The organism is Puia dinghuensis, assembly GCF_014642875.1.
Taxonomy (GTDB): Bacteria; Bacteroidota; Bacteroidia; order Chitinophagales; family Chitinophagaceae; genus Puia; species Puia dinghuensis.
The window spans coordinates 1,136,742-1,155,873 of the sequence record NZ_BMJC01000002.1 but is presented as its reverse complement, the minus strand read 5'-3'; the positions used below and the strand labels follow the sequence as shown (position 1 = coordinate 1,155,873).

The following is a 19,132-nucleotide window of genomic DNA, read 5'->3' as shown; positions in this document are numbered from 1 at the left end:
ACCCATATTTATGAAACACCCCCTAGACGATCTGCAACTTTCTCTATGCTAAGGTTTTCCGGAGAGATGGGGAAGGGTGTTTATACGGCATCTTCTCCAAGTATTTCTATAGCACCAACGGAGCGGTCAAAATACCTTGCATCCCGAATTAGTAGCTAAACCCGGCGCAACCACCACAGGCTTCATCCGGCTGGTGGGCATCGATGGCCGGGTATACCGCACCATCACCGTCCCCGCAGGTTCGACAGCCACCAGTATCGACATCGCCGGCCTGGCAAGAGCCAACTACTTCGTTGTTTTCGCCGGCAATGAAACGGTGGCCGCGACACAAGTGTGGAAGGAATAAAGAATGGCCCCGGGAAATGTAAGTGGGTCTTTACCATTCCATCACAACCTTCCCATTTGCTTCCCCCGCCTCAACCAGCCGGTGGGCTTCCCTTATCTGTGATACGGGAAAGGTCATGCGCAGGATATTCGGTATCCGCTTGTTCTCGATATCCGTGATGATCTGTTGTAAGGGGATCTTCGCAAACTCGAAGCCTTTTTGACCAAAGGCGAACGCACTGGCCAGCGCCGTAAGCCGGATGCCATTGGGTAGCTGGAAGATGGGATGGAAATTTTCCATCGGCGCCAGCCCGCCCAGGAATCCTGCCATCGCGAGGGCTCCCATGGGCCGGATACAAGCCAGCGAGTCTGCCAGCGTGCTGGTGCCTACAAGCTCCAGTACTTTGTCCACGCCTTCTACAAACAAACGTCGCACCTCGCCGCTGATCTCTCCATCGTCTATGACGACGCCATCGGCTCCAAGTTCTTTCAGCAGACCCTGCTTTGCCGCCGATCGGGTGGTGGCAATAACCGTCAGGCCCAGGTGACGCGCCAGGACGATCGCCGCCATACCTACCGTAGACGTTCCGCCCCTGATCACCAGGGTCTCTCCCGTCTTTGCCTCCAGGCACCAGCGTAGCATGGCCCAGGCGGTGGCATAGGATTCCGGGATGGCGGCGAGCTCATTCCAGGGCAAGCTGCTTTCAAATGGGATGACATGGGACACGGGCACCGCGACATACTCGGCATAGCTGCCATTAATGTTGCGCGCCATTCCCCCCACCATGGCAGCCACTTGTTGCCCCTTCCGGAATGTTCCCGATAGGTCTTCCGCAACGATACCCACGCATTCGATGCCGATGATGTCGGTAGTGTCGCCCCAGTCTCCCCGCCGCATATAGATCTCCGCGTGATTGATGCCAAAGGCCTTGATTTGAATGAGCACAGACCCCGGCCTGGCAGCAGGCAAGGCATAGTCGCCCAGGAAAAGCGAGTCGGCCCCGCCTTTCCCCTTTAGTAAGATCGCTTTCATTGTTCTTATTTTAAGTTGAATATTCGATTTATCTTGTCGGATGCGAGCAGTTCGTCCAGGGCCCGCAGGAAATCGGGTCCCTCGAGGTAGCTATGTGCCAGATATAATTTCCGGTATTCCTCGTCCAGCAGGTTATCGAGCTCGTGTTGTCTCTCTTCGGCGATGCTTTCTATTTTTCTCAGGTGGCTTCCTGCAAACCGGAGGCTCCTGGGGTTTACAAACCCGGCATCGATAAAGGCTTTTGTTTTTTTAGCGCAGCGGCAGGGATTGGCCGTGTTGACCAGCCCGCATTTGTCCTGCATGAAATTATAGAGGTCCCGTTTTGCCCTCGACAGCATCATCCGGAAATTTTCCGGCGTCACCCGCATCATCTGGCTTCCCGCCTTATCACCTACGCCAAAGAGCTCGCCCAACAGATAGACCATGCGGTGCTTCTTATCAAGGCATAGGAGCATGCCCGACATACAGGTTTGCTTGGTTTCTTCGAAGAGTACCTCCTTATCGGCCTCATAGCTTTCTGCCGCCGGAAACTCGGCATCGGGCGCATTGTCCAGGGTGTCCCCGAACTGTTTGAAAGTAAATCGCCGTTTTACCGCCGCCGATTTCCGGTAGTTGAGGATATGATTGACGGCAACCCGGTACACCCAGGTCTTGAAGGAGCTGTCCTGCCGGAAACCGGCCAACTTGGTGATCACTTTTATCAGCACCCCCTGCGTGATATCGGCCGCATCCTCCTGGTTCATCACCATCTTAAACGCCAAATTGTAAATGAGGCTGTTATACCGTTTGACCAGCTGTTCGAGGCTGTTCCTGTCGCCCTGAAGGCTAAGGCGGACAAGTTCTTCGTCGGCCGGGATAGGTTGGTGCTGCTCCATGGTAAATGCGATTTATTATTTAGACAAGTTACCATTGGTTTTGTAACCGTAAATTGGATTTATTTTATGAGATCGACGATCGCCCTATTCCTTGTCTTACTAAGCCTTTCCTTTACTGTAAGGGCTCAACAAACAGATACTATAAGAGCCCGGCAAACAGACTCATTACGGCTCAGGCGGAAAGTCATAGAGCGAGACTTAACCTTGATGGGAGGTCTTGCCGCCGGTAGTTATGTTTTTGGCGACATCGGGCTTTCGGTCAATACCATAAATACGACCAATATCGAGCCTGCGTCGGGCGCCTGGTTCGTTTCCGATGAGGTGAAATTTGCTAATAAATTATTGATGGGGCCTAAAGTGGGTATTTGGGTGGGAGGAGGCCTGGCTTTTGGCTTAAATATGATCTATTATACCGATTTTAGCCAGGGAAGCCTCGTATTTCGGCCGGAGGTAGGAATGGGATTCTCCCCCTTTAAGCTCGTATATGGATATAACGCTAAGCTGACGAATACCAGGTTTGAAGGGATCAACAGGAATCTGGTCGAAGTGGTGTATTGTTTCAAGTTGAAAAAGCTGAAGTCGTGGCATCCATTCGATCAGCCATAAACGAAAAAACCTCCGAGGCTAATCAGAGGTTTTTCAGAGAATTGGATAGGGTTTTCACAGGGGCGGCAAACGGGCAGATCGGTCAGATAGGGGTTGCGGCAAATAGCGCAGGGTCGGGTTTGGGTATTGGATTTAGGGGGATCAAGTGGTACGGATGTTTTGCTTTTGACAGAACAAAGATGCAATGAATGGCCCCGCGGACAAAATATCGTCCGCCCGCATTTCCATCACTGCTCGATAAACTTACTCCCCTTTACTTGCAATTGCTTAGCATCGAGTACTGTCCGAAGGGATGCATCGTAGATTTACGATAGCCGGCGCGCCGCTCCCGACGCGTAGCCCTCAACGCGCGTGTCTATTGGTGTTGCAGCAGCTTTATCAAGGGGTCGAGTTGCGGAAGGATAGTGATCCGCGTCCGGCGATTGGCCGCCCTTCCCTCGGGGGTATCATTGGGGGCTGCCAGAAGATATTCTCCATGCCCCGCAGCCGTCATCCGCACCGGGGATATATTGTAATCATTCTGTAATACCCTCACCACGGCAGTGGCCCTTTTGACACTGAGATCCCAGTTGTCTTCCAATATCGCCTGCTTTTTCCAGGTGCTGTCCGTGTTTCCTTCCACCATAAAAGTAAGATCAGGCTGGTCGGTGAGCACTCTGGCCAGCTTGCCCAGCACCGATTTCGCTTTATAGCTCAGCGCATAGCTGCTGCTGTCGCCAGAGAACAACAGCTTGTCGGAAAGGTCGACAGAAACCATACCTGAATCCACCTTGATCACCGCATCATCGCCAAGACCCCCCAGGGCTGCCTTGAGTTCCAACAGCACGGCCATGTTCACCGAATCCCGGTGTACCACGGCCCCGCGCAATTGCTGGATATAGGTGTCTTTGGACCCGATATTCTCCAGCGCTTTTTTCATACTCTCCGCCTGGGTGGAGCTGATCGATGACAAAGCTGTCAATTGCTTTTGCAGATCGGCATTATTTGCCTGGACAGTGGTGAACCGCTGGTTCAGGTCGTTCATCTGATTCTGGATGTCTGTCTTCTGCTTGATGAGGTCGGCGTTGACATCCTGGCAGGTTTTCAGCGAATTCAGCGTTGATGTATACAACGAATCGCTTTTTTGCGCCTGTTGCTGCATGGATTTGTATTTCCCTGCGGGGACGCAGCTTCCGAGGGAGAGTACGGCTAGAGTCAAAACAAAGAGATAGGGATGGACCGATCGCATAATAGAGTTTTATAATTCGGCCCAAAGGTAATGCATTATGATAATTACACGGCCCTGGCTATCAGCCGTTATCGTAAACTTCCGATACCGGCTTCGGAAGATACTCGATGCTAAGTAATAGTTCGTAACACCACCTAAGTTTACCGCCAAACTACTGAAACCCAATGTAAAAATCCTTTGTGGCCCGACGAGCCCGTTGCATCTTTACAGGGTCAAAAGCAAAACCAACCGTACCCTGAGCGAAAAACCCGATCCACACCCTTTGAAATCCGATCCGAAACCGTGAAAACCACTGTAGCTACCCGGGACCCGATACAGTGAAAGTATTAGAGGCTGTTTACAATTACTTGTAGACGGCCTCTTTTCATTTTAGGTCCGCACGCGCCTTTCCGTTAAAAATTCGATCAAAATAAATTATCTTTTCGGCTTCTAGTTGTTATATAATATTGCCTGTAGACCAAACACATAACGACCCTATCCTGCTTTCGCAACTCGCCCAGGGGGACGAAACAGCGCTCACCGGCCTTGTCCGTCTGTATTGGCGAAGCATCTATTGCCAGGCCATCGCCCTGATGAAGTCGGCCGAAGAGGCGGAAGAAGTCACACAGGATATCTTCCTCAAGGTCTGGAACTCCCGCGACCGGCTCGGCCAGATCGGGAATTTTGAGAACTGGCTGTTTATCATCGCCCGCAATACCATCATAACGGCCTTTAGGAAGAAGCTCAATCGACCCACCTTCCTGCAAGACCAGGAGATCGAAGAGCACGCACTGCGTCCCGACCACTGGGCCGAGGGCCGGCAGCATTATCAGGTATTGCTCACCGGGATCAGCCTGCTGCCGGAAAAAAGACGGGAGGTCTTTCGGATGAGCCGCCTGGAAGGTCTGACGCACGAACAGATAGCCGAACGGCTAGGCATTCACAAAGACACAGTGGCCCAGTACATTGTGAAGGCCGTCACCTTCCTCAGGGGCTATTTGCAGGAACATCTCGGCAACAGCGTCCTGCTCATCATTCTGCTGGGCGCAATAGCACGCTCATAAAAAAAATCTTCCACACCCTACTCAGCAGAAACTTTTTCCTGCGTCTTTAATAACAATGCATCATCGACTAATAACTTTATTGAATACGTATCTGTCCGGGAAGCTGACACCGCAACAACACCAGGAACTCATCTCCCTCCTCGAACAGGAGGATGTAGCAAACGAGCTGGATCAGCTTCTGCGGGCATCCGCCGGAGAATTCACCATCGATGATGAACTGCCGGCAACAGAGAACCGGATCATCCAAGGCCTGCTTCAAAAGATAGAGCAGCGGCCCGCCCCCTCAACCCCTGTGAAACGGTTGATCCGGAAGTGGTCATGGGCGGCGGCTGTACTACTGATCCTTGGCACAGGAGCTTACCTCTGGCTGGCAAAAGGAAGACCGACCCCGGTAGTAGCCAGCCGCCTGCCACTATCCGACGTTGCCCCGGGTGGCAACAAGGCGGTTCTCACCTTAGCCGACGGCCGTGCCGTCCTCCTCGATAGCACCGCGAATGGCACCATCGCGCTACAGGGAAGTACGACGGTTGTCAAGTCTTCCGATGGCCAGCTCATCTATCGACCCAAGGGCTCAACCGCAACGACGGCCGGCCTGCTCAATACGCTTCGTACCCCCCGTGGCGGTCAATATCATGTGACCCTTCCCGATGGAACCGGCGTCTGGCTCAACTCCGCATCGGCCATCACCTACCCCACCAGCTTTGCTGACGATCAACGAAAGGTCAGCATCAGCGGCGAAGCCTATATCGAAGTCGCAACGCAAAAAGACAAACCCTTCCTCGTAGACGTCGATGGAAGGGGCGCCATAGAAGTTCTCGGAACGGCTTTCAACGTTAACAGCTATGTGGACGAAGCCGCCATCACCACCACCTTAATAAATGGCGGCATCCGGGTCAGCGATCGCGGCCTCCATCAGGTGATACTCAAACCCGGTGAGCAGGCGCACGCCGGCACAGACGGACTAACCATCGTCCATCACCCCGACATCGACAAGGTGATGGCCTGGAAGAATGGGTTTTTCAATTTCGAGAATGTCCATCTCGGGGAGGTGATGCGTCAGATACAGCGATGGTATGACGTGGACGTCATCTATGAGAAGGGCATCCCCGATATTCAGTTCGAAGGAGAGATCAGCCGGAATATAAAACTATCCGATCTGCTCAAAGTACTTGCCAGGGCAGAAGTAAAATTCAGGCTGGAAGAAGGCCGCCGCCTGGTCGTCTTGCCATAGCCTTCGTACTGCACCATCTAAATACCACCACTATAAACCTATCCATTGGACGAAGCTTGCCGCCAAAAACGCTTTGGCCTCACACAAAAAACCGCTATGGATTAGGGCCCACAGCGGCTATTGTTAAAGGCTGATTCCTTTCATATAAGTCCGGAGAGACTTGTTTTATTAAATCAAACCCAAAACGTAACGAAGGTATGCAAAATGCTGCTTATTGCACCCCGCCTGCCTGGTCAGGGCATCGCGGGCTCACCAAAATCTGGCTCATTGTGAAGTTATCCATTGTTCTGTTGACAACAGCCTTGATCCACGTTCAGGCCGCGGGCCTTTCCCAATCCATTACCCTCTCGGGTAAGAACCTGGATGTCAAACAGGTGTTCGCCGCTATTAAGAAACAAACCGGCTATGTCGTCTTCTACAAAAAAGGGCTGCTCGCCGAAGCACGGCCCGTCTCGTTATCCGTACAGAACATGCCTCTCACCGATTTCCTCGAGCTGAGCCTGAAGGACCAACCCTTCACCTGGCTCATCCTGGATAAGACGATCTCGCTTTCGCGAAAACCGGCGCCGGCGGTCGGGCCGGTACAGCCGGCCGAAAGCCGTCCACAGCCGCCGGCAGACCCGCCCACGTCCATCACGGGCCGCATCTTTGACGCCGATGGCAATCCCCTGGCTGGAGCGTCCATCACCATCAAAAATTCGAAGACCTCCACAAGCTCCCACGCAGATGGGACTTTTATTCTCTTCGCGCATGAGGGCGACGTCCTCACCATTTCCTTCATCGGCTATGTGACCAGGCAGGTAAAACTTTCGGGCGAATATTTCGGGACCGGCAAAAAGTCGCTTGTTATCCGCCTGCAGTTGGGCAATAGCGATCTCGACCAGGTGCAGGTGCTCGCTCATGGCCTCACTACCAAACGCCTCAACCCCGGCGACGTCACTACCATCACGGCTACGGAGATCGCGAAGAACCCTGTGGGCAATGTCATGGAGGCGATTCAGGGCAAGGTGCCCGGCCTCTTTATCCAGCAGGTGACCGGCCAGCCCGGAGGCGCTTTCAACCTGCAGGTGCGCAGCTCTACGAATGTCATTACCCAGGGGTCGATCCAGCCGCTGATCATCATAGACGGGGTGCGGTTTCCGCAGGGTACCGTGCCTCTCAACTATGGAAGTGATGGCACCAATGCCTTTCTCCAGGGTGGCAATACCCTCAACTATCTCAATCCCGCCGACATCGCCAGCATCGATGTGCTCAAAGATGCGGATGCCACGGCCATCTATGGGTCCTCCGGCGCTTACGGGGTCATCATTATCACGACTAAAAAAGCCAAGGCCAGCGACCCCTCCCTCAACGTCAACATCTATTCGGGTATCTCAACGAAAGGCGAAATGCCAAAGCTGCTCAACACGCAACAATATGTCATGCTGCGGGAAGAAGCGATAAAGAATGACGGCCTCACCCCGGGCGCCAGCGATGCGGATGTAAACGGCAAATGGCCTCAAAACACCAGCACCGACTGGCGCAAGGTCTTTATGGGGTCCCATGCCCAATCCACCAGCGCCAACATCACTTACAGCGGCGGCTCGCGCAATACGACCTACCTCATCGGGGGCAGCCTGCGGCAGAATGGCAATATCCAGCTGAATAAGGGGAATTTCACCGACGGAACGCTCCGGTTCGCGCTCAGCACGGCTACCCTTGACGATAAGTTCCACCTCGATCTTTCAGGTAGCTATCTCTCTTCCAAGGATGATATGGTGCCCTACGATTTTTCCCTGTCCAGCGTCATCGAGGCCCCCAATGCTCCGTCCCCTTTACTGCCCGACGGCACCGTCAACTGGTTGCTGGCCGCCGTAGACCCCAATGGTGCGAGCAGCGCCGCCAATTTCAACCGCACCTACAGCAATGTCACCGGTAATCTCCTCGCCAATGCCGCCCTGGTGTACAAACCCGTAGCCGGCATCACCCTGCGCACCATCTTCGGGTACAACGACCTCGCCGGCAAGGAGCTCATCGGCAAGCCCACGACGGTATTTGCTCCCACCAATACCACTGCTGCGCAGCAGACTGTGGGCATCTTCCACAACTATGATACCCGCACCATCACCGTCTCGCCCTATGCCGAATACGATCGTACCCTTTGGAAGGGTGATCTCAGCGTAAAGGCCGGGGGCGAGATCGACGACCGCAACCAATACTGGTACGAGATGCAGGGAGTCGGCTTCCCCTCGGATGCCCTGCTGAACGATCCTGCCGAAGGCACCACCGTCACCAGCACCTATAACCAGGTGCCCTTCCGGCCCCTGGGTTTTTATGGGATCATCAAGTATGTATGGGATCAGAAATACATCCTCGATCTCAACGGCAGACGGGATGGCTCCACCCGCTTCGCGCCGCGCAATCGTTTCGGGAATTTCGGTTCCATCGCTGCCGCGTGGATATTCAGCGAAGAAAAATTCGTCAAGGATCATCTCTCCTTCCTCAGCTTCGGCAAGCTGCGGGGCAGCACCGGTGTCATCGGCGGCGACGCCATCCCCGACTATGGCTACCTGACGGTCTACGGTCCCATCTCCGGCACCTACGATGGTAAGCTCGGGCTCGACCCCACCGCCAACGCCAACCCCAACCTGAAATGGGAGCTCGACCATGATAAGGAGATCGGGCTCGAACTCGGGTTCTTCAAGGACAGAGTCATCATGGAAGGCAGCTATTATCACAACGAGTCCGGCAATCAATTGGTAAACCGACCCATTGCCAGCACGACGGGTTCTACTGCTATTACCCTCAATTCGGATGCGGTGATCCGCAACAGCGGTTGGGAAATGTCACTCAGCACCACCAACGTAAAGACCAAAAACTTCACCTGGTCCACCCGGTTCAATATGACAATCCCCACCAGCAAACTCATCAAATTGCCTACGATGGCCAACCAGAATACCAGCTACATGGTAGGCAAACCCCTCACCGGAATTCTGCTATACAATTATGCCGGCGTGGATCCTGCCACTGGCACTTTCAGCTATACCAATGCCAAAGGCGTCACCAAGGATTTCACCTACGGCAGCCTCACGCAGACCGATAAGACCCAGTTCGTCGATCTGGCGCCCAGGTATTATGGGGGATTCTCGAATTCCTTCAGCTATAAGCAGTTCACACTGGACGTGTACTTCACCTATATCAGCAGGAAAGGGTATAACTCCTTGGCGCAATCGGGTTTTCTCTTCGGGTCTTTCGATATCAACAGCACTACGCAATGGCTTCGCCGCTGGCAGAAACCGGGCGACAGGACGGATATTCCCAAGGTTACCAGCAGCCTCCTTAACAATTACTTCGGCATCATGAACTTCAAGGCCAGCACAGGCGCCTACACCGACGCCACCTATGCTCGCCTGCAAAACCTCAGCTTCCGCTACAAGCTTTCACCCGGCGTGCTGAAGAAGATGCACCTGCGTGAATGCACGATCTATCTCCAGGGGCAAAACCTGCTGACGATCTCCAAATTCGGCGGACTCGACCCCGAAAACCTCAATGCCACCGTTATACCTCCATTGCGCACTTATACGGCCGGCATCAACCTCACACTTTAAAAGATGATAACAATGAGAAAAAAGATCAACTTCCTCCTTATACTGCCCCTTGTGCTGGCGCTGCCCGCCTGCAACAAGTACCTCGATAAACCCTTACCCGCAGGCAATATCAACCAGCAGAACGCCTTTATCTCCGACAATGCGGTTTCCGCTGTCGTCACCGGCAATTTCCTCAATCTCGTCAATGGGGGTATATTCGGGAGTGGGTCGGGCGATATGCCCTGCGAGACCGGGCTCTATATGGACGAGCTGCAAAGCCTCGGTACCAGCAGCAGCAATAACGTGGCCTTCTATGGAGACGCCATTCAATACAATAATGTCAGCACGTGGACCGATACTTATAGTAAATTGTATGACGTCAATTCCACGCTCGAAGGTATTCGCAATACCACCGCCGTTCTCTACTATAAGGACCAGTGGCTGGGAGAATGCTATTTCACCCGGGCCTTCCTGTATTTCTATCTCACCAATTTCTATGGCGACGTCCCCCTGGCCCTCACTTCCGATTACACCATCAACGACAAGCTGAGCCGGACGCTCCAGGCCCAGGTCTACCAGCAGATAATCGCCGATCTGTGGCAGGCGCAGGCTCTGCTCAACTCCAGCTACACCGATGCCTACGGCGCAACCACTAAGCACCGTAACCGGCCTGACCGCTATACGGCAAGCGCCCTCCTGTCCAAGGTATATTGCTACACCCAGCGGTGGGACAGCGCGGAGATATGGGCGGACACGGTGATTGCGCACTCCGACTATGCCCTCGTACCCACCAGCCAGGTCTTCACCCTCAACAACAAGGAGATCATCTGGTCGCTGGCTATGGCGTCTACCAATCCCAGCCCCATCCAATACGGTCTTTATTACGGCGGTATGCCGGCCCCCATCCCTTCGGGCAATTCACCACTCACCTATAATGTGCTGGTGAGCATGGACACTGCGCTGGTCCATGCCTTCGAACCCAATGATAACCGCTATACTAATTGGGTGCGGCTCGATTCGATAGCCGGCGCAAAACCTTCGATCACCTATTATTTTCCTAATAAATATACCTCCTCGACATCCAGCGGGGAAAATGACGTCGTCCTTCGCCTCGCCGAACTCTATCTCATCCGGGCCGAAGCAAGGGCCCATCAGAACAACATCGCCGGCGCCCAGGCCGATCTCAACGCCGTAAGAACAAGGGCCGGTCTTCCCAATACCACTGCCGCTGACCAGGCCTCCCTGCTTGCCGCCGTTGCAAAAGAACGTAGGGTCGAACTGTTCACGGAATGCTGCAACCGCTTCTTCGATCTCAAGCGCACCGGTACTATCGACTCGGTGATGACGGTCTTTGCGCCGCAAAAACATGCGACCTGGAGTCATTATATGCAATTGTTCCCCCTCCCGGACAACGATCTGATCCAGGACCCTAACCTAACTCCTAATCCCGGTTACCAACAATAAATCAAGATGAAGACTCTCCTTTATACATCGCTCGCTATTGCACCTGTGCTGGCCCAGGCCCAACAGGCAAGCTATCATTTGACAGTCAAACTGTCCGCGGCAAAAACCCCGGCCAAGGCCTGGCTCGTCAGTGGCTACCGCATGACCAACCAACAGGTGCTGGATTCCGCCAGTCTGCACCATGGCGTTTTCTCTTTCAGCGGCGCCGCCGATGAATCCCCGGTGAAGGCCACCATCGTCATCGATCGGGAAGGCGAGGGACTCGACCACCTGGGCAAAAAGGCCGATAGCCGCGTAGTCTGGCTCGTCAGGGGCCATACGCGCGTACGTGCAATGGATTCCCTATGTCATGCCATGGTGACGGGCACCCCGCTTAATGTCGAATACGCTGCTTACGATAACACCGTGCTCGCTTCGGTAGCAAAAGCAGAGAACGACATCAATGCAGACTTTGCCGCGGCGCCGGAAGACAAAAAGAAGGATACCGCCTTCCAGCATAGTCTGATGACGAGGTATAAAGCCATCGTAAAACACCGGGACTCCCTGACCCGCGCCTATATCCCGCAGCACCCGGACTCTTATCTGTCCCTGTCCCTGCTGAAAGAACTGGCCGGTAAGGATATCGACGTCAGTACCATCGAACCGATGTTCAAAAACCTTTCCCCCCGTGTACGCAGCACGCCGGAAGGCATCGCCTTCGCCAAAACCATGGACGAGGTGCGGAATACTTCCATCGGTGGTATGGCACCCGACTTCGTGCAGAATGATGTGAACGACCAGCCGGTGCGGCTTTCCGATTTCCGGGGCAAATTTGTCCTACTCGACTTCTGGGCCTCCTGGTGTGGCCCCTGTCGCGCGGAAAATCCCAATGTGGTCAAGGCTTACGAAAAATACAAGGACAGGAATTTCACCGTCCTGAGCGTGTCGCTGGATCAGTCCGGCAGGAAAGCGGCATGGCTCGCCGCTATTAAGGCCGATGGATTAAGCTGGACACAGGTATCCGATCTGAAGTTCTGGAACAATGCCGCCGCCAGGCAATATGCCATAAGGGCGATTCCCCAGAATTTCCTTGTCGATCCATCGGGCCGTATCATCGCGAAGAACCTCCGGGGCGATGCACTGGAGAAAAAACTCGAGGAGGTGCTGTAGGTCTTTGGCCGAAGCCTCTATGGTTCTCCTTCGAGCGCCTACGCCCCCGCGGCTGTATGCAAAGGCCTCTGGCTCGATCGCCGGGGGCTTTTTGTTTTGGAACCAGGCCTCCGGCTCAGCTGCCATGCGTTTTTACGCCAGGCCCTTCATGCGAGCGGCCAGCCCCTGCATCCCAAACAGCTTCTTCCCAAATGCCACGCTCATGCGAAACCGGAGGAAAGATTCATTTCCCCGGATATCCAATCGCTGGATCAGGAATTTCTGTCGGAAGGGGAGGGGATTGATGCGGTTGCCGATGCGGAAGGCGAGACGGATGCCTTTTTGCTCCAGGAGTTTGAAGAACCCATCCTGTGCTTCGTCCTTGCGCCTGGGCCAGGCGCCAAAAGGATAGGCAAGACAGGGTTGATAAGGAATGCCCATCTGCTGCAGGCTGTACAGGCAACGCTCGAGATCGGCTGCTATCTCGGCAGGCACGAGGTCGGTATAATTGGAATGGGCGTAGGAATGCAGTCCTATCTCCACCAACGCCGGATCGAGTCCCTCGATATCTTCCGGCTGAAGACAGGGCTCTTCCCGATATCTTCCCTGTTTCATGAAAACCGGGACGACAAAGAGATTGATCTTGATGCCATATTTCTTCGCCAGGGGATAGGCGATGCGGACATTATTCAGCAACCCGTCATCGAAGGTGATGAGCACCGGGTTGGGTGGAAGCGGTTTTTTCCCATCGCAGTAGGCAATGAGATCGCTGAGCAGAATGGCCGTATATCCTTTACGCCGGAGATATTCAAACTGCTGCTCCAATTGCCGGCGGCTGACGGTAAGGCGATCTCTTTGCCCGTCGGCCGAGATGCTATGATATAGTAAAACGCGGAGGCCGCGCATGTAATTCTCTGATCTTTGCATATTTTATAAAATGATAATAAGAACATAACACGGCCCAGTAAAAACCCTCCAGGCCATTGAGGAAATTTCTTTCCATAAAGTAGTAACGCAAAAAATAATAGGGTACGGACAAAAACAGGGCAAATACGGATTTACACTTACCTCTTTTTACGGCTTCTTCCGCGCCCAGGGTAGAATACCGGTCCATTTTGGCAATCCAGTGGCCGAGATTGTCATAGCTGAAATGTTGCAGGGCGTTTTTCATTTTGCCCGTGTCACCCCGCAGCTCGATGCGCTCATGCACTTTCGCCTCATTAAACCTCCCCCTGGTCTTGCGGAAAAGCCGGAGAAAATATCGGCGGCTTTCCTTCCCGTAGCGGAATTCCCGGCCCAGAAAGACCAGATTCATCGGAAATTGATAGCCGGAAAAAGCGGGCCCCCGTTGGAATTCCTGATCGATCTCCACGATAAGCGCCTCGGAAAGCACTTCGTCGGCATCCAGGCAAAGGACCCAGTCATTTTTAGCCAGCGTCACGGCATGTCTTTTCTGCGCGCCATACCCTTCGAAATGCTTGAAATAGACCCGGCATCCGAATTCCCGGCAGATGTCCACCGTATCGTCCGTACTAAAGCTGTCCAGGATGACGATCTCGTCACACCAGTAAAGGCGGGAGAGGGTTCGCCTGATATTCCTGGCCTCGTTATAGGTGATGATGACGGCGCTGATCTTAACTCTGCCTGGTCCCGGATAAGTAAAAAGGTCCCTCCTTCCCAACGGATGTTCCGGAGGGACCCTGGGTGTTTCCCGTATGGTTAGCATATTTCGGCCTTCGCTCTTTTTAAGGTAAAACGCAGGATGCCACCGGCACCCCTATGGCGGGAGGAAAAAAATTCCCCTTCTCCCGGCGGGGGCGGGCCCTCAGTTGAGATCGTCAAAATAATACGTCCATTGGCGTTTGCTGCTGCCGCCAAAGATGCCCAGGCCGTTTTGGATATTCCCGGGTGGTGAATAGAGCTGGTCGGGGGGAAGAGTGGCTATATTCGCCTTGTATTGTTCATACCAGAACAGGTAGTTGTATAATTCGGGGCTGACGGATTTTACCATCAGCAGCACCCTGCCGGGACCCTGTCCGCCGGCCGCGCGGAAATAGGTGCGGTCGACATAGATGGTCTCCGTATAGGCCTGACCGTTAAATACCTTGTCAGGCAGGAAGATGCGCGCAAAGGGGCTGTCCAGGGTGCTCACCTGGGCATTGTCCACATTCCGGTCGTCGGTATAAAGCGAAAGCCGCAGAAATTTATTGGTGGATAAGGTATCAGTGCGCAACCGGACACCGGGCTCATTCTTCACCTGTTCGTAAAGGTTTTTCCCCGCCTGGGTGCTGTAATCGTAGGTCTTCCCCTGCCAGGTGAACACTCGCTGGAGGCGTAAGAGTTCCTTCAACGCTTCGAAGACATATTGATTGGTAGTATCGGGTGGGTCTTTTAAGAGGACGCGCATCTTAAGCACGGGCAGGCCCTTCCGGCTGTCGCTGCTCGTATCCATCCTGATGAGGTGCGGACGGGACGGAATGGTCGTTTGTGCGGTGACAGTCCCGGTGAGCGGGTCCGCTACTTTCAGATGATAGGTGGTATTGGGTTTTGGTTTTTGCTGGCTGGTATAGATGGACGCGGGGTCCGTGGAATAGTCGGTGGAATTGTTGAGCCAGCAGATCCAGGAAGCGCCGCCGTTGTCGGGAGTTACCGTTACCTTGGCAGTCGTCACCTTGTCGAAAGTGATGACGCCACCGGTGCCCACCTGGATGCTTTTGCTCACCGGTATCTTCAGCGGGTTGTCGGCGGTGATCTCGGCCAGTACGACAAGTTCGTTCTGCACGCCACCCACCTGCTCGGGGTTCTTCTTGCAGGCGGGTGTGAGCAGGCAACAGGCCATCGCAAGACCCGGAAGAAGAAAGCGTGCTATGGCAGGATTAGTAATCAACGGTCATCGAGATATATGGCGTGATATTAAACAATTTTTCTTTTGAAACAATGATGATGCTTCTGCTGTGCAGGGTTCCCGCCAGGCCATAGCTATATTGACTGGGCGAGCCGAACACATTGTATACCCCGGCGGTCCAGTTGAACCCGAACCTGCGCTTCCGCGGTGGATGATAGCTCACCGAGAGATCGAACCGGGAATAGGGCGGGGTACGATACTGGTTGACACCCGAAAAATGATAGATGAACCGGTAATTCTGCAGCAGGTCGCCGGGATGCAAGATCTGTTGGGCATTATCATAGTCCGGATAGATCCGTTCGGGGAGTGAATATACGTCACCCGTGGCAAACATCCACAAGGCGGAAATATCCTTGCTCTTGTCCACCTTATACGTGGTGGCGAGATTGATAACATGCCGCCGGTCGTATTTAAAGGGAAATTCCCTGCCATGGTTCACCTGGTCGAATTGCCGCCAGTTCCAGGATAAGGCGTAGGAGAGATGGATATTGAGTTTTTGCCCGGTCTTTTCCCCCATCAGCTCAAACCCATAGCTGCGGCCTTTGCCCGTCTCGATATTCTGTTCCCACAAGGAATCCGTATTGATGAAAAAGCTCTTGCCCTCCGCATAGTTGGTTACATTCTTCATTTCTTTCCAATACACATCCACGCCAAGGGAATATTCCCCCGATTTCTTATAGGAATACCCCAGGTCTACAGTCTGGCTTTCTTCGGGTTGGAGGGATGGCGTACTCGGTACCCACAGGTCGCTGTTGATGCCGAGTGAAGGGTTGGTCACCAGGTGAAGGTATTGGGTCATCCTGTTATAGGCGGCGAACAGCTGGTGACTGGTGCTCAGCCGGTAAGTCATGTAAAACCGGGGTTGAAAGGAATTGAAGGCGAAATCCCTGAAATGGAAGGAAGAAAAATGTATACCCGGGCGCAGCAGGAAACGAGCACCCGCCCGGATCTCGCTCTCGGCATACAGGTCGAATTCGTGGTAGGGTAGGGGCACACTACGCTGAAAGGTGGACGGGTCTATCGCTATCGTCGAATCCACCTTGCTTTCGAAGGGCTTTATCTTCGCGAAAGCGGCTTCTCCACCGTATTTCAGCGTGACATCGTTAGTGACATTCACCTCAAACTGGGTGCGGAGATTGAAATGGCTGATGGAAGAATAGGTGTTGAAAGAGTGGTTCGTCACCGGCAAACCGGTGGAGTCATTATAAATGGTGTAAACGAATCCGGCAAGATTGTAATAGTGGCTCACGTTGACGGAGGTGGTGACGAAGGATTGGGAGCCGAGTACATGGGTCCAACCGATGGAGGCCATCCGGTTGCCCCATCGTTGACGGTTGTTCAGGTTCTGGTCACTGGTCTGGAGGTTCAGGTTGTCTTCGCCGGAATAGACGTTCATGGTGAGTTTGTTATTCCGGTTGAGCAAATGGGTCACCTTGAAGTGAGCGTCATAAAAATTACTAAAGAAATCCTTCTCAAAGAGGTTTAAAACAAAATTGGGCATGCTGTGGCGGAAGGAGGCCATCACCGCCGTCCGGTCTTTTTTCAAGGGCCCTTCGATCGTCGTCGATGCCGCAAGGAAGTTGACATTGGTCTCTCCGCCCCATTTTTGCATATTCCCATCCTTGGTGTATACATCTATGACGGAAGAAAGCCCACCGCCAAACCGGGAGGGGAAGTCGCTTTTATAGAACTGGATGGCCTTTAGGGAAGTCTTATCGACAATGGATAAGGCGCCCAGCATATGGGTGGGATTGAAGATGGGGTTTCCGTCCAGCAGGAAGAGGTTCTCGTCCTGCTCGCCGCCTCTCACAAGCAGCCCGCTGGAGGCGTCGGTGACATTTGTTACTCCCGGCAGGATATACAGGCTGCGGATAGCGTCGTTCTCCCCAAGAAAATTTGTAAAGGGGTCATATTGGCCCGGCACGATCGTCTCTCCCCCATTCCTCTTTGGGCCTTTTCTACCTGAAACGATCACCTCAGGGATGTCCTCCCTTGGGGTCATGGCTGCATCGGTTCGCTGGTCCCAATGCAGGTCTATGTCGATGATCACCGGGTTATACCCGGTGTGGGTTATCTCCAGCCGGTGCCTGCCCTCCGGTAACGACAAGCTGTAATACCCATGGATATTACATACCGTTCCTTTTCGGGTGGCCGGTTCCCAGACAACTGCATCGGCCATCGGTTCCCGGCTGCCTTCTTCCCCCACGATGCCATAAACAGAATATTGCGGCAGCAAGGCGTCTTCGGGCAGTGGACCCGGAGAGGGGATGAGAATTATCTTGTCATTCTTTTCAATGGCCTTAACGTGTTGCCCCGCGAGGATGGTCTGGAGCAAGGCGCCGAGGGTGGCGATCTCGCTGCCGGCGGTGACCTCCTTGTCCAGGGGAAATATCCCGCTGGCATATTCTACGGTGATGCCGCTGCGGGTGTTTATGTCAGTGAGAAAATCGCCGATAGTTCCCTTTTGCAAATGAGAATGGAAAGGGCGGTAGAGGATGCCCTTTTTTTGTGCAGCCAGGGGCATCCAGGTAAGGGAGAAGATCGCAAGCCATAAGAATATATGCGGGAAATGCACTATCGCGAAAGTAGCGCATTTCCCGCAAAAGGCTAATGTCTGGCCTTCGGCCGACGGACCTCCGGTCCGTCCGAGGTATAACCGGAAGGGGCTCATTTGCGAAAAAAGACCAAGGTATCTTTTTCCTGCTTAATGGCAAGGCCCGACATTAATTTGATCTCTTCGAGTACTTCTTTTGCCTGCTCGGTATGGGCAAACCGGGCGGTGATGCGGATCTCGCCGGCCCGGGGCCGAAGGTCCGGCGACAGGGCAATGTGTATCCCGTACAGGTCCTGGACATCGGCCACCACCTGGTCAAGCGGGGTCCCATTGAATTCCAATATGTTCGTCTTCCAGGACAGGATATTCGCATCCGACTGGCTGTTTTTGATAAATCCGTTTTCGGTGAGCATCGCTTTCTCCCCCGCTGCCAGGACGATGCTGCGGGCGGATTCGGCCCTTTCGGTGCATTTCACCATGCCCGTGATAACGGATACTTCGTCTACCGGCCCGGCCTGCCTGACGACAAAGCTCGTGCCCAGCTCTTCCACCACCGACCGGTCTGTTCTTACCACGAAAGGACTGGCTGCATCATGCCCTACCTCGAAATAGGCTTCACCTTCGAGTTCGACCAGCCGCTGATGGCCGGAGAACCTTGCCGGGTAGGTGAGCGCCCCTCCTTTCCGGAGAAAGGCCACAGACCCGTCAGGCAGATCGATCCGGCGGTTTCCGTCCCGCGCAACAATGGATTCCGTCCGCACCCCGCCGCTGCTGGCCCGATAATACCACCATCCGGCGCCGGCCAGCAGCAATAGAACTGCGGCGGCAGCCATCCACCGCCGGGCGTTGAAAGGTCTCACCGGCCTCGTTTCGCCGGGAACCGCGGACTCCTGCTTCGGCGCACCAGCAACCACTGCCGGTTCCTCCACCGGCCTGATCCGGGCTCTCATCTTGTCCCAGGCGACACTCCTGTCGAAGGTATGGGGCTGCAGGACGGGCAGGCTGGCTTCCCAAAGGTTAGCCAGGGCCTCGTATTCTGCCTGGTTGGCCGGGTCGGCGTCCAGCCAGGACTGCAGTTCGGCCTGCTCGGCCGCAGAAGCCTCCTGTCGAATCTGTTTCAGGATGAGGCTTTCGATATGTTCATCAGTGTTCTTCATACATGTGGTGTCAGCTAT

The 19,132-nt window shown here is 54.1% G+C and carries 15 protein-coding genes; 7 read left to right on the top strand and 8 right to left on the bottom strand.

Annotated features, from left to right (window positions below; translation table 11 throughout):
* Positions 1-136 precede the first annotated feature (136 nt).
* Positions 137-346 (top strand): hypothetical protein, encoded by a 210-nt coding sequence (locus IEY39_RS12900; protein ID WP_188932078.1) that lies wholly within the window; start codon positions 137-139, stop codon positions 344-346.
* Positions 347-376: 30 nt separating this feature from the next.
* On the opposite strand, the gene IEY39_RS12895 is transcribed toward IEY39_RS12900, so the two are convergent.
* Together IEY39_RS12895 and IEY39_RS12890 are read right to left on the bottom strand one after the other, a co-directional pair.
* Positions 377-1,357: a zinc-binding dehydrogenase gene (locus tag IEY39_RS12895; RefSeq protein ID WP_188932077.1), complete on the bottom strand. Its 981-nt coding sequence runs from the start codon at positions 1,355-1,357 to the stop codon at positions 377-379.
* Positions 1,358-1,362: 5 nt separating this feature from the next.
* Complete coding sequence (locus IEY39_RS12890; RefSeq protein ID WP_188932076.1) at positions 1,363-2,232, bottom strand: RNA polymerase sigma factor; 870 nt, start codon at positions 2,230-2,232, stop codon at positions 1,363-1,365.
* Positions 2,233-2,298: 66 nt separating this feature from the next.
* On the opposite strand from IEY39_RS12890, the gene IEY39_RS12885 reads away from it, so the two are divergent.
* Positions 2,299-2,838, top strand: a complete 540-nt coding sequence (locus IEY39_RS12885) for a hypothetical protein (protein ID WP_229688893.1) — start codon at positions 2,299-2,301, stop codon at positions 2,836-2,838.
* 355 nt (positions 2,839-3,193) lie between these two features.
* Here the strand turns inward: IEY39_RS12885 and IEY39_RS12880 are convergent, their stop codons facing one another.
* A complete protein-coding gene (locus IEY39_RS12880; RefSeq protein WP_188932073.1) occupies positions 3,194-4,066 on the bottom strand; it encodes an OmpA/MotB family protein in 873 nt (290 codons plus the stop codon).
* A 446-nt stretch (positions 4,067-4,512) separates the two neighbouring features.
* On the opposite strand from IEY39_RS12880, the gene IEY39_RS12875 reads away from it, so the two are divergent.
* The 5 genes from IEY39_RS12875 (at position 4,513) to IEY39_RS12855 (ending at position 12,519) form a co-directional block, all read left to right on the top strand.
* Positions 4,513-5,109: an RNA polymerase sigma factor gene (locus IEY39_RS12875; RefSeq protein WP_188932071.1), complete on the top strand. Its 597-nt coding sequence runs from the start codon at positions 4,513-4,515 to the stop codon at positions 5,107-5,109.
* A 79-nt stretch (positions 5,110-5,188) separates the two neighbouring features.
* Positions 5,189-6,340, top strand: a complete 1,152-nt coding sequence (locus IEY39_RS12870) for a FecR family protein (RefSeq protein WP_188932069.1) — start codon at positions 5,189-5,191, stop codon at positions 6,338-6,340.
* Between the two features lie 197 nt (positions 6,341-6,537).
* Positions 6,538-9,927 carry a SusC/RagA family TonB-linked outer membrane protein gene (locus IEY39_RS12865; RefSeq protein WP_229688892.1) on the top strand — a complete coding sequence of 1,130 codons (3,390 nt, stop codon included), beginning with the start codon at positions 6,538-6,540 and terminating at the stop codon, positions 9,925-9,927.
* Positions 9,928-9,939: 12 nt separating this feature from the next.
* Positions 9,940-11,370, top strand: coding sequence for a RagB/SusD family nutrient uptake outer membrane protein (locus IEY39_RS12860; RefSeq protein WP_188932065.1), 1,431 nt, complete (start codon positions 9,940-9,942; stop codon positions 11,368-11,370).
* 6 nt (positions 11,371-11,376) lie between these two features.
* Positions 11,377-12,519, top strand: a complete 1,143-nt coding sequence (locus IEY39_RS12855) for a TlpA disulfide reductase family protein (protein ID WP_188932063.1) — start codon at positions 11,377-11,379, stop codon at positions 12,517-12,519.
* Positions 12,520-12,651: 132 nt separating this feature from the next.
* On the opposite strand, the gene IEY39_RS12850 is transcribed toward IEY39_RS12855, so the two are convergent.
* The 5 genes from IEY39_RS12850 to IEY39_RS12830 all read right to left on the bottom strand — a co-directional run bounded on the left by IEY39_RS12850 (position 12,652) and on the right by IEY39_RS12830 (position 19,114).
* Positions 12,652-13,425 carry a polysaccharide deacetylase family protein gene (locus IEY39_RS12850; protein ID WP_188932061.1) on the bottom strand — a complete coding sequence of 258 codons (774 nt, stop codon included), beginning with the start codon at positions 13,423-13,425 and terminating at the stop codon, positions 12,652-12,654.
* The gene (locus tag IEY39_RS12845) at positions 13,373-14,224 is read right to left on the bottom strand and encodes a glycosyltransferase family 2 protein (protein ID WP_188932060.1); all 852 of its coding nucleotides are present in this window, start codon (positions 14,222-14,224) and stop codon (positions 13,373-13,375) included. The genes IEY39_RS12850 and IEY39_RS12845 overlap by 53 nt, the downstream gene beginning before the upstream one ends.
* Before the next feature lie 99 nt (positions 14,225-14,323).
* Positions 14,324-15,385 carry a DUF4249 domain-containing protein gene (locus IEY39_RS12840; protein ID WP_188932058.1) on the bottom strand — a complete coding sequence of 354 codons (1,062 nt, stop codon included), beginning with the start codon at positions 15,383-15,385 and terminating at the stop codon, positions 14,324-14,326.
* Positions 15,375-18,074: a TonB-dependent receptor gene (locus IEY39_RS12835; protein ID WP_188932056.1), complete on the bottom strand. Its 2,700-nt coding sequence runs from the start codon at positions 18,072-18,074 to the stop codon at positions 15,375-15,377. Before IEY39_RS12835 ends, IEY39_RS12840 begins: the two co-directional genes overlap by 11 nt.
* Complete coding sequence (locus tag IEY39_RS12830; protein ID WP_188932054.1) at positions 18,071-19,114, bottom strand: FecR family protein; 1,044 nt, start codon at positions 19,112-19,114, stop codon at positions 18,071-18,073. Before IEY39_RS12830 ends, IEY39_RS12835 begins: the two co-directional genes overlap by 4 nt.
* Between the last annotated feature and the right edge of the window lie 18 nt (positions 19,115-19,132).